We start from the raw sequence: 12,055 nt of genomic DNA, 5'->3' as shown, positions 1-12,055 counted from the left end.
ATGTATAGCGCAACGATTACAAATAGAATGTGTATGGCAGGTACACCATGAAGTACACCGTGACTATTTCAGCGAGTTAAAACGTTAATACTATTAGCACACAGCCGAAGCAATATTATAGCAAATGTTTTAAGAACAAAAAAAGCAATGTGTCGGTTGTGCTAAGGTATGAGTGGTTTACTAATAAAACGTCTCAAAAATACAGTGCAATTATGAGCTGTGGTATAATTTCTTATTACAAAGCCAGCAAATAAAAGCGCATATAAATCCAGCACATTGCTGCCATAGCGCTATAGCCCATTTATCTTTTATCGATTAAGACCTTTTTTATGTCCAAAACTACGTTTGATGCTCAATCTATTTCTAACAGCCTACGCGCTGCCAAACACCAACCGCGTAAGCGTTTTGGTCAAAACTTCTTACATGACCGTAGTGTTATCCGTGAGATTGTTGAGAGCATTCGCTTAGAGCGCGATGATAATTTGATTGAAATTGGGCCGGGTATGGGCGCGCTGACTGAGCCGCTATTGGCAGAAGTGGATGCGATGACAGTAGTAGAATTGGATCGTGACTTGGCAGATAGTTTACGTATTCGTATTGGTGCTAATAGCCATCCGAACTTTACGATTATCAAAGACAATGCCATGCATGTTGATTATCGTGAGCTGTATAGCCTTGAGCGTGGCAAGCTCCGCGTGGTCGGTAATCTGCCTTATAATATTTCTACGCCTATCTTATTTCATTTGCTTAGTTATGCCGATGTGATTCAAGACATGCACTTTATGCTACAAAAAGAAGTGGTCGAGCGTATTACGGCTGATGTTGGTAGCAAAACCTATGGTCGCTTATCTGTCATTATGCAATATCACTGCCATACGGATTATCTACTAACCGTACCGCGCGGTGCTTTTAACCCGCCACCAAAAGTCACCAGTGCGGTTTTTCGCCTGACACCGCATATTACTAAGCCAGTCGTCGCAGAAGACGAAGAGTATTTTGCACTGGTGGTACGCGAAACCTTTAATCATCGCCGTAAAACATTGCGTGCTATCTTTAAGAAATCAACGCTATTACCAACGCTAAGTGAAGAAGATTTCGCAGCTTGCGCCATCGACCCACAAGCGCGTCCTGAAGTATTAAGTGTGAAAGATTTTGTCAATCTGAGCAATCAAGCACGCAAAATAGAGGTTTAAATGAATCTGTTGCCGCTTCATTGACAAAAAATTTCATCTAAAAACACCACATAAAAGTATAGAGGGTTTATGAGTTTTCGCCATCAGTATGTTATCGGTGACTTACAAGGTTGCTATGCGGCATACCTGCATTTACTTGAAACCTTGGATTTTGACCCTGCGCAAGACAAGCTATGGTTTGCAGGTGATTTGGTGGCACGTGGTGAAGACTCGTTAAGCACCTTGCGTCATGTGAAAGCGCTATGTGAACAAGGGGCTGCGGCAACGGTATTGGGCAATCACGATATCAATTTAATTGCGGTTTGGCGCGGTGCGACGCCGCTCAAGAAAAAAGACAAAACAGCGCCTATCTTCGCGGCTGATGATTGCGATGACTTGCTTGAATGGCTACGTTATCAACCGCTACTGGCTTATCCTGATGAGCAGACGGTATTGGTACATGCTGGCATTCCACCGCATTGGACGATTGAGGCGGCAGCAAACTATGCGCGGCAATTAGAGACGCAGCTACGAGGCAGTTTAAAACAGTTGGATTGTTTATTGCCTAATCTATATAGCAAAACAGCCGATGAGTGGCATGCCGGTATTAATGGTTTTACCAAAATGCGCGCAATTACCAATTACTTCACGCGTATGCGCTTATGTAAACAAGATGGTATGCTTGAATTTAGTTTTGCAGCAGGGTTAGAAGAGCCGATGCCAAAAGGGTTTTTACCTTGGTTTGAATGGCAAGTACCGCGCACGCGCAAGATTTTGTTTGGTCATTGGGCAGCGCTTAAAGCTGAGGTTGATTTGCCGTATGCGCGTGCACTTGATGGTGGCTGTGTTTGGGGTAATCATCTATTGGCTTATCGCTTGGGCGATGGCAAAACCATCACCTCAAGCGCGCATTGCTTACTGCCAGAATCATAATCTTAGTTATATAGCTTAAAAGGGGGTGTTCTTTTTAGATAGTTATCTCAAAAAAAATACTCAGTTAACAATTCAAGTTTTCATTTAAAAGATTGTCTAAACCACCAAAACCGTCCCATTAGCTGGGTAGGTTTGGTGGTTTTTTTGGTTTAGGTAGTGGCGTTTTGGCATCGCCCGCAGCTTTACTCTCAGGATTGCTATCATCGTTGGTATGCTGAGTACTTGCCTCATGGTCTTCGTTCAATGCATTATGCGCTTTATCGTATTGAATATCATTGCTATAAGGAACGCTGTTTAGCTCCGCATCTACCAGTCCATCATCGAGGTCAATGGTTTTATTAGTGCTGACATGATTGGTGGTGCTGTGAGCTTCACGACTCGTAATCGCCGCGTCAAGGTCACCATTTGATATATTGTTATCGTAATCTATATCGATAACAGCCTGCTCATTTTGCATGCTTTTTTGTTTAGATTTAGGCAGAATTTTGACATCAGACAAACGGCGCACAACATAATTGTTATGTATGGGCTGCCCGCCCTTATGAGTGCTGGTATCATCAAAAATCATATGTCCTTGACTGTCGATGCGAGCGTACTTCATGGGCTTATCGCGCGGCCAGATAAAGTCAGAAGGATGGGTGAGCAGGTGACTAAAGAGTTGCTTGGTTAAACGGCTCCACTCCATGAATTTGACTTCTTTAGAGCGTAATGCCACAAATAAGGCCAGCGAAAAGCTTACCATTAAGTTGACCATACCGATAAGGGCAACGCCCAAGATGGAGATGAATACAATCTGCCAATCCCATTGGTTGGCTGATATATTAAACAATCCATGTGCTAGATTCGCCGAGGCAAAAGCAATATGGCGGATATCAATTGGTAAGCCAAATAAGAAACCGATGGTTGCGGTACTGCCTAAGAATACTCCGAATAAGAAGTTTCCCATAATAGCGCCGAGGTTGGCTTCTATAAAGCCGCCTAAACGCTGTAACCAAGCTTTTGGTAATAGATATTGCAATAGTTTATGCCGCTGAATACGAGCACCAATTTGGTTATAAACCGCCAAATTATCATAGTAGCCAGCGATAAGACCGGATAAGAATAAATACACGCCAGCGATAGCAGCATGGGGGAGCGCCAGTGAATGAAACGGGTCAAGATCATGCAATAAGTGCGCAGCCTTATCGGTATTGATCATTGGTGCACCGGTATAATGTAGCCAAGCAAAAGAGATAATCAGCGCAACTGGTATTGCTACCATGACGTTACCCATAATCGCGACAAACTGGGTACGTAAAATATCGACCACCAATTCTGATAACTTATTTAACTGGTGTGATTTTTTGCCAGAACCGTCGGATATGGTAGAGGCGATTGCTGCTGCAGTCATAGCGGGCTGCTTGGTCGCGACCGTACCATGGACGATATGAATAAACACAAAGCCCAAACCATAAATCATGCTATTGATAAAGGCGCGTCCCATCGGTGCAAGCGCTAGATGGTATGCCAATATCTTAGTGGTCGCCATAAAAGCAATGATAAAACCACCGATAGAGGCTTTTTTAAACATCTTCTGATAACCAGATTTATCGGTACTAATATAATGCTCACCGACGCGACTGGCGTTTTCGGTGACTTTACGCGACAGCAGCTTGGTGTTATTATCAATCAAATAGCCAATACTATAGCGGCGGCTGGCGGTGGTAATCAGCGCTTGAATCAACTCAATGATGGCTTGATCACGCTTATCATAGTTGTCTGCCACCAGCTCAGTTAGAATCCGCATGCGCTGCAGGCTTTGATCCAAACGCAGCATCATATTGGTTAGGCGGATAGAGATACCGGTTTTATAAATGCGCTTACGTATGGTGGCAACGATATCTTCACATTGTTCAATCATGACCAATAATGGTGCTGGATCCACGGCTTTTTCAGGAATGATATCGGTTAAGGTGTCAAGCTCATGTGCTTCTCGGTATTGATTGACATACAAGACCGCTTCCTGATTTTGTGCCACAAATGACGCTGAATAATTCAGCATTTGCGGATAAAATTCCATCAAATCTGGATGCAAACCAATGCCGCTGATACGATACGATAAAATGATAATCGCGTTTAAGATGCTGTTCTTTGCCGTTGCAACTAAGTTTAAATGCTGCTCATTGACTTTGAGGAGCCCGACCAGCTCATCCCATTTGTCTTTGTCAATATTGGCAAGCCAGTGCTCATCAGAGCGTCTATCAAACAAATAACCGACCAATTCTACGACGGAATCTTCTTGTGGTAACAGTGGTAAAAAACGATGGCCAATCAGACGGCGCAAGCTGATAAAGAAACCTTGATCTGACATGATGCCAGTATCGGTATATAAAGCAATTTGACGATATTCAATAATAAGTTTTAAGACGAAACTTGATAGCCCGTCGCCATATTCTGGATGTTGACGTATGACATCAATCAACTCTTGAATATTCTGATTGGCTAAAGCGGGCTCTTTATCACTCACTCGTAGCTCATCGATTAAGCGCTTGAGTACCGCAGGATCTGGCACATCACTTAAGGCAGTAATCTGTTGTAAAATGTGTTTTATCTCTGACACATCGCATCCCTTATGGTGGTTATTTCAATCATTGTTATTATTCAGTATGTGCAACAATATTTTTTCTAGTGCTTGTTGTAATTATCATTGTTGCGATATATGCCCTTATGAATTTACCGCTCATAATTTGCAGGGTATAAATTTAGAGTGTATTGATTTATAGGTATCAGGAATATTCTTATTAAGCGCAATGCGTTTGGCGTTGCGTTATTTTAATCGTAACGACACGTGGGCGGTTAATTATTTTGTTAGCAGTTATTGTGCTGTAGATTGTGCCGCTCATTCTGTCGAGTATTGTATAAGCTATAGTTTCGATTATTGCTTTGATTGTTTTAAGGTTTTTTTAATTACCGGGACGATATTTTTGGCAAAAAAAGGGACAGTAGCGTAACTGTCCCTTTTATCATAGTGCGGTAGGCTTACTTTATTATAAAAGTAAAAAATTAGCTAGCAGGAACATCAAAGTAATTTAGCTCAAAGTTCATCATTGGATCGCTGCCGGCTTTAACCATCTGTGCATGAGCATCGATGCGTGGCAAGATACGACCAACGAAATAATCGGCAAGCTTGGCTTTATTGGTATAGAAATCACCTTCTTTACCGTTAGCGGCTTCGACCATTAATGCAAACATATACGAGTAGGCAAGATAACCAAAGGCATGCATGTAGTCAACCGCACAGCCGTTGATTTCGCTCTTACGCGCGCCGATATTGCTAAGCACAGTGGTAGTAAGCTCTTCGATAGTATCGGCAGCATCTAGCGTTGCTTGCTTGATACCATGATCCGCTTGCATGTTATTGACAAAATCACGAATCTCACCCAAGAAATGAGTGACATATTTGCCATTATTTTTCGCCACTTTACGACCTAGTAGATCAAGCGCTTGAATACCGTTGGTGCCTTCGTAAATCTGCGCGATACGCGTATCACGAACGATTTGCTCCATACCCCATTCGCGGATATAGCCGTGGCCGCCAAATACTTGCTGGCAATCAATGGTCGCCTCTAATGCTTTGTCGGTCAAGAAAGCTTTAGCAACTGGCGTCAGTAGGGCAACGCGTGCGGCTGCTGCTTGAGCGGCTTCAGGATCGGTACTAAATTTCTCTGCATCCAGATTTTTAGCAACATACATAGCAAAGCAACGTGACGCTTCAGTATTGGCTTTAGCATTTAACAGCATGCGGCGTACATCGGCATGATGAATGATGGCGTCCGCAGGTTTTTCTGGGCTTTGAATTTGGGTATCGCTACGGCCTTGACCCCGGTCATTAGCGTATAAAGCAGCGTTTTGATAAGCAAGCTCAGAACCACCTAGGCCTTGAAGACCCATAGTCACACGCTCATAGTTCATCATAATGAACATTGAAGACAGACCAGTATTCTCAGCACCAACCATCCAACCTTTGGCGTTGTCAAAGTTCATTACACAAGTAGCAGAGGCTTTGATACCCATTTTATGTTCAATAGAGCCTACTGCCAAGGTATTGCGTTCGCCTAAGCTACCATCTTCATTAACCAAGAATTTTGGTACTACAAATAGTGAAATGCCTTTTGAGCCTTCTGGCGCATTCGGGGTTTTTGCCAATACCAAATGAATGATATTGTCAGTCAGGTCATGCTCACCGCCAGTGATAAAGATTTTGGTACCAGAAATATCATAACTGCCATCATCGTTAGGCACAGCTTTGGTCTTAATAATACCCAAGTCAGTACCAGCATGCGGCTCGGTCAAGCACATGGTACCAGCCCATTCACCGTTATACATTTTTTCTAGATAGGTTTGCTTTTGCTCTTCAGACGCTGCCGCATTTAGGCAAAGCGTCGCGCCAACAGTTAGGTTTGGATATAGAGCAAATGACTGATTGGCCGTGAATACCATCTCTTCGGTCAACATAGTGACCATTTTTGGAAAACCTTGACCGCCGTATTCAGAATTACCGCTTAAGCCAACCCAGCCAGATTCTGCATACTGCTTATAAGCTTCTTTGAAGCCAGTAGGGGTGGTAACAACACCATTACCTTCAAAGGTAGCGCCTTCTTCGTCACCGCTACGGTTAATAGGTAATAAAACGTTTTTTGACAGCTTTGCCATTTCTTCCAAAATCATATCGACCGTTTCCATGTCGACATGAGCGAGGTTTTCGTTATTTTGCCAAAATTCATGAGCTTTAAAAACGTCAGTTAAAATAAAGCGCATGTCATTAAGAGGGGCATTATAAACAGCCATAAACATTCCTTTGGTTCAAATGAATAAAAGTAAGTGGAGTGAGGATATCAAGTTGTTCTTTTGAGTATCGCTTAACCATAGATAGCTAAAGTTTAGCAAATTAGTGTGTGAACAGGTGTATTTGTTCGTGAATTATGCGTACACCAAAAATAGTGATTATTTGGCAAAGCTGTTGTTTTAGCAGCGTCATTCCCTAAATTTATATTAAGAAAATCGGCAACATACTTGGGCATGTTGCCGATAGGAGCTGTATCTTAAAATCCATACTATACTAGCGAAATTTGCAAAGTTTTATTTATTAAAACGCAAATTGATCAACGTCCATCGTCATGTACGGCTCAACACCAGTGCTGATACGCTGTACGTGAGTGGTGGTACGTGGCAATAGCTTAGCATAGTAGAATTGTGCGGTTTTTACTTTAGCATCATAGAATGCTTGCTCGCTGCTACCATTAGCGATTTCAGTTTGCGCAACTAATGCCATACGCGCCCATAAGTAAGCTAGGGTCACATAACCGCTGAAGTATAAGTAATCAACAGCCGCGCCGCCAACTGCATCAGGGTTTTCAGTCGCTTGCATGCCGATACGGGCAGTTAAGTCGCTCCATTCTTTAAGATGCTTGGCAAGAGGGCGGATAAACTGGCCCATCGCGTCATTTTCTTTATTTTCTTCACAGAATTTTTGAATGATTTTGATAAAGTTGGCAAGCAGTTTACCTTGTGAACCCAATACTTTACGACCTAGTAGATCAAGCGCTTGGATTTCAGTGGTGCCTTCGTATAAACAAGCAATACGCGTATCACGGACGTTTTGCTCCATGCCCCATTCGCTGATAAAGCCATGACCACCATAAACTTGCACGCCATGGTTGGCGGCTTCTAGGCCAGTTTCAGTCAAGAATGCTTTAGCAATCGGCGTCAATAATGACAGCATTTGGTCAGCAAATTTCAGATTATCGCCTTCGCCTTTTGCCACGGTATCTGCAAAATGTGAGAGGTAATAAACTAGGGCGCGACCGCCTTCTGCAAAGGCTTTTTCGGTCAATAGCATGTTACGAACGGCTGGATGAACAATGATAGGGTCAGCGACTTTTTCTGGTGCTTTAGCACCTGATAGTGAGCGCATCGCTAGACGGTCTTTAGCATAAGTTAACGAGCCTTGGAACGCGTATTCCGCAGCCGTTAAACCTTGAACTGCTGTACCGATACGGGCCACGTTCATAAAGGTAAACATGCACTGTAGACCACGGTTTTCAGGGCCAATTAGGTAACCTTTTGCGCCATCGAAGTTCATCACACAAGTTGCTGAGGCTTTGATACCCATTTTGTGCTCGATAGAACCACAAACGACGTTATTTTTTTCGCCTAAGCTGTTGTCTTCGTTAACTAATATCTTAGGAACGATGAACAACGAGATGCCTTTGGTGCCAGCAGGTGCGCCTGGTAGGCGAGCCAAACAAATATGGATAATATTGTCGGTTAAGTCGTGTTCACCGGCTGAGATAAAGATTTTCTGACCGGTGATGCTATAACTGCCGTCATCGTTAGGTACGGCTTTGGTGCGGATAATACCCAAGTCAGAACCCGCATGTGCTTCAGTTAAACACATGGTGCCTGACCATTCGCCGCTGACCATTTTTTCTAGGTAGGTTTGCTTTTGCTCATCCGTACCATGGTGTTCGATAGTTTGGATAGCGCCATGCGATAGGCCAGGGTACATAGAAAACGACCAGTTCGCTGTACCAACCATCTCATTGATAACCGTTGATAAGGAGAACGGCATGTTCTGACCACCGAACTCTTCTTCAGCAGACAAGGCTGGGAAGCCAAGCTCACAATAGGCTTTATACGCTTCTTTAAAACCTTTTGGCGTGGTGACAGTGCCATTGTCAAACTGACAGCCTTCAGCATCGCCGCTTTGGTTTAACGGTGACAGCTCATTTTCAGCAAAGCTTGCCGCCATCTCAAACAGGCTATCCATCAACTCACGATCCGCTTCTTGGAACGCAGGCAAGGTTTTGTAGTGACTTTCGCTGTCAAGTAACTCATGCATCACGAATTGGATATCACGTAGAGGCGCTTTATATTGCATAACTTCCTGTCCTTTTTTTAAGGTGCGACCGGCAGTAAGGCGGCGACTATCATTGACTATGATTATTTAAGTCTGAGTCACTCGCATATTACTGATATGAAATCTGTTTGCATAAATAACAAACAATGACACCGATCATATGAAATAGATTGAGAAGAGTAAAAAGAATTATGACTGTATTTGTAAATTCCTGGTAAAAGATAGGCGTTCACTGGCAAATATACAAGTTTGGTGACAATACTGATAAGTCATCAACCTGTCTTGCATCCTATATATCATCGACCTTACAGAATAAAACGAATCGCAATAACTCTATGAAAATGCTATCAATCTACTTTTATTAGACAGGATTAAGAAGGGTTGCTTTTGGACAAATGTTGCTGCGTTAACATCTGGGTTGCTTGCTCAGCCGTCATAGGTTTGCCAAACCAATAACCTTGACCATACTGACAACCCATGCTGAGTAGTAAGTCACGTTGCTGCTCGTTTTCGATGCCCTCGGCGATAACCTGCATATCAAGCGCCTCCGCTAAATCCAAAATCGCTTTGACAATCGCGCGCTGTGTACGGTCATCTGTGATTTTAGAGATAAAGCTTTTATCGATTTTAATAAAGTCAAAGGGGTATTCTTGCAAGTAACTCAATGAGGCATAACCGGTACCAAAGTCATCAAGTGCTAGACATATGCCGAGCTTCTTGAGTAAGTTAAGCTGCTTTTTAACATTTGCATGGCGCTGTATCAAAGAAGATTCCGTCACTTCAATGTGCAGTTGGTTGGCAGCAACATCATGCTCAATTAGCAAGTTACTGACCAAATCAAAAAAATCAGGATTGCTGAACTCCGCCGCATCCGCATTGATACAGATGTGTTGATCAAAGCCTAAACCTTGCCAAATGGTTAACTGCTCGGCGATTTGAACCGCCATTTGCGAAAATAGCTCAAGCGACAGTTTATGAGAAATAATGGCATCAATAAAATCAATGGGTTTTAGCAAACCACGGGTAGGGTGTTGCCAGCGTACTAGGGCCTCAAAACCGGTAATCATACCTGTGTCTAAGGCGAATTTGGGTTGATAATAGGGCACAAATTGCCCTTCATTGGTGGCAGCTCTCAGCTCAGATTCTAACTGTATATTATGTGCATTGTGCTCATTAATGGCTTTATGATACCAAAACACGTCATCGCCACCCTGCTGCTTGACATAATTCAAGGCTTTTTCAGCTTTGGTCAACAGGCCGATAAACTCATTGCCGTTTTCAGGAAAATAGCTTACCCCGACAGAAATATGGCAATAAACCTCAGTGCCTTTTGCCGTGTTACCATTTAAAAAGAAAGGGCGCTCGCACATTTGCATTAAGCTGTCTAACTGATGGCGCACCATATTGGCATCATTACATTCAAACAATAAGGCAAAGTCGTCACCGCCAAAATGGGAAAAACAGCGTAGATTATCAAGCTCCAGCTCGGTAATACGTAAGACAAAGTTTTCTACCAAGGTGTTTATTGCATCCGGTCCCAATAGACTGGCAAGATTGCGATAACGGTCAATGTTAAAACGCACGACCACCACTTCTTGATAGCTGTCTAACAACAATTCGCTGGTTTGACTTAAAAAAACTTTACGGTTTGGTAGTCCGGTCAGCTGGTCGTAATTCAGCAGGTGCACCACTTTTTTTCTGTTTTTAGCAAGCGTCGCCATATCACGGATGGTGCCGACGTAATAAGGGGTATCTTCTAAATAAATTTTGCGATAGATGATATGGCAGTCAATGACTTGCCCGTAGCGGTTTGCCATGGAAAAATCAATTTCACAAAAGCCTGTGCTGTCTAAACTGTTAATTAGGTTTTTGAGCACCGCTTGTTCATCTTCTGACAAAAATTCAGCAGCGTATATTCCAAGCGGACGTCCAAGCAAAAATTTTTCTGTATAGCCAAGCAGCATCTCATAGTTAGCATTGACGGATAAATAGCGTAATTTTTCGTCCAATATGAATATGGCGTCTTCAAATTGCTCGCACAATTTGACCAATAGTTGCTGTTTATCTGATATTGGCATAGGGGTGAAAGCGCTCATAATGGACTCATGACATCAAAATTAAATAATAAATGGAGCTTAGTAATAGTGACTAATGTAGCCACTATTGACTTAAATTATGCAGGGTCGCCAATGCAGACAATGCAACCACGGGCGCGGTTTCAGTACGCAGAACCCTTGGGCCAATTTGCCAAGGTACAAAACCAACATCCGCAGCTTGCGTACATTCATCAGCGCTGAGTCCGCCTTCAGGTCCGATTAATAATTCGATATAAGGCGCGTGCTGTTTTAGGACGATGGGCAGCGCCTCAGGCATCAGGGGCTGCCCTGCTGCTGGCACACTCAGTTGCAAGCGCAAATCTGCGGGCTGCTGTAGTACTTGATAATAAGAATCTTGGCTCAGCTCAGCTACCATAGGGCTGACGACCATTTCTTTTTCGCTAGCTGCTACATTTAATAGCCAGTCATCAATCGATAATGGGGCAATAATAAGCGGTGGACGGTTAAGACCGCATTGCTCACAAGCAGCAATGGCGACTTGCTGCCACTGTGTCAATTTTTTCTCCACTTGGGCAGGTTTTAGATTGACCTCCCCATGATGACTGCTAAGCAACTGAATAGCGGTAACGCCAAGTTCAGTGGATTTTTGTATGGCATAATCCATTCTTTCGCCACGACTCATTACCAGCCCGATTTTCGTCAATACAGCAGCATTGCGGTCAGTTTCTATGTGCGCCAATAACGTCACAGTGGCGTGTTTTTTACTGATAGTTTGCAGCTGTACCTGATATTCACCGCCAAAACCGTCAAATAAAATCCCTTTATCACCAATATTAGCACGCAATACACGACACCAATGATGGATGATGCTTTCGGTTAATTCGACACTGGCACCGATAGGCAAGGTGCTAAGTTTAGAGTAGTTGGTTTCTGATGGGTTGTTATCATCGTTGATGGCATAAAAAAAACGTCGCACAGTCGCTTATTCCTATAAT

Annotated in this window: 7 protein-coding genes; 2 read left to right on the top strand and 5 right to left on the bottom strand. The window is 43.2% G+C overall.

The window, feature by feature from the left end; all coding sequences use genetic code 11:
* The first annotated feature begins 329 nt into the window (after nucleotides 1–329).
* Nucleotides 330–1,193 carry a 16S rRNA (adenine(1518)-N(6)/adenine(1519)-N(6))-dimethyltransferase RsmA gene (gene rsmA / locus FHS24_RS02280; RefSeq protein ID WP_183618384.1) on the top strand — a complete coding sequence of 288 codons (864 nt, stop codon included), beginning with the start codon at nucleotides 330–332 and terminating at the stop codon, nucleotides 1,191–1,193.
* Nucleotides 1,194–1,262: 69 nt separating this feature from the next.
* Nucleotides 1,263–2,105, top strand: a complete 843-nt coding sequence (locus tag FHS24_RS02275; RefSeq protein WP_183618383.1) for a symmetrical bis(5'-nucleosyl)-tetraphosphatase — start codon at nucleotides 1,263–1,265, stop codon at nucleotides 2,103–2,105.
* A 118-nt stretch (nucleotides 2,106–2,223) separates the two neighbouring features.
* Here FHS24_RS02275 and FHS24_RS02270 read toward each other — a convergent pair whose 3' ends face one another.
* The 5 genes from FHS24_RS02270 to FHS24_RS02250 all read right to left on the bottom strand — a co-directional run bounded on the left by FHS24_RS02270 (nucleotide 2,224) and on the right by FHS24_RS02250 (nucleotide 12,036).
* Nucleotides 2,224–4,704, bottom strand: a complete 2,481-nt coding sequence (locus FHS24_RS02270) for a site-specific recombinase (RefSeq protein WP_183618381.1) — start codon at nucleotides 4,702–4,704, stop codon at nucleotides 2,224–2,226.
* Nucleotides 4,705–5,147: 443 nt separating this feature from the next.
* Nucleotides 5,148–6,932, bottom strand: a complete 1,785-nt coding sequence (locus FHS24_RS02265) for an acyl-CoA dehydrogenase C-terminal domain-containing protein (RefSeq protein ID WP_183618379.1) — start codon at nucleotides 6,930–6,932, stop codon at nucleotides 5,148–5,150.
* Nucleotides 6,933–7,230: 298 nt separating this feature from the next.
* Complete coding sequence (locus FHS24_RS02260; protein ID WP_183618377.1) at nucleotides 7,231–9,024, bottom strand: acyl-CoA dehydrogenase C-terminal domain-containing protein; 1,794 nt, start codon at nucleotides 9,022–9,024, stop codon at nucleotides 7,231–7,233.
* 350 nt (nucleotides 9,025–9,374) lie between these two features.
* Entirely contained in the window at nucleotides 9,375–11,099 is a 1,725-nt protein-coding gene (locus FHS24_RS02255) for a bifunctional diguanylate cyclase/phosphodiesterase (RefSeq protein ID WP_183618375.1), read from the bottom strand.
* Nucleotides 11,100–11,163: 64 nt separating this feature from the next.
* Nucleotides 11,164–12,036: a 16S rRNA (uracil(1498)-N(3))-methyltransferase gene (locus FHS24_RS02250; RefSeq protein ID WP_183618373.1), complete on the bottom strand. Its 873-nt coding sequence runs from the start codon at nucleotides 12,034–12,036 to the stop codon at nucleotides 11,164–11,166.
* Nucleotides 12,037–12,055 lie beyond the last annotated feature (19 nt).

Origin of the sequence: Psychrobacter luti, assembly GCF_014192115.1 — a bacterium.
Taxonomy (GTDB): domain Bacteria; phylum Pseudomonadota; class Gammaproteobacteria; order Pseudomonadales; family Moraxellaceae; genus Psychrobacter; species Psychrobacter luti.
Note: the sequence above shows the minus strand (reverse complement) of the source record. Positions and strands in the feature narration are given on the sequence as shown.

What these genes read in the sequence shown, in the direction of transcription:
- FHS24_RS02275 (WP_183618383.1), top strand. Translation starts at nt 1,263, where the DNA reads ATGAGTTTTCGCCATCAGTATGTTATCGGTGACTTACAAGGTTGCTAT.
- FHS24_RS02260 (WP_183618377.1), bottom strand. Translation starts at nt 9,024, where the DNA reads ATGCAATATAAAGCGCCTCTACGTGATATCCAATTCGTGATGCATGAG.
- FHS24_RS02265 (WP_183618379.1), bottom strand. Translation starts at nt 6,932, where the DNA reads ATGGCTGTTTATAATGCCCCTCTTAATGACATGCGCTTTATTTTAACT.
- rsmA (WP_183618384.1), top strand. Translation starts at nt 330, where the DNA reads ATGTCCAAAACTACGTTTGATGCTCAATCTATTTCTAACAGCCTACGC.
- FHS24_RS02255 (WP_183618375.1), bottom strand. Translation starts at nt 11,099, where the DNA reads ATGAGCGCTTTCACCCCTATGCCAATATCAGATAAACAGCAACTATTG.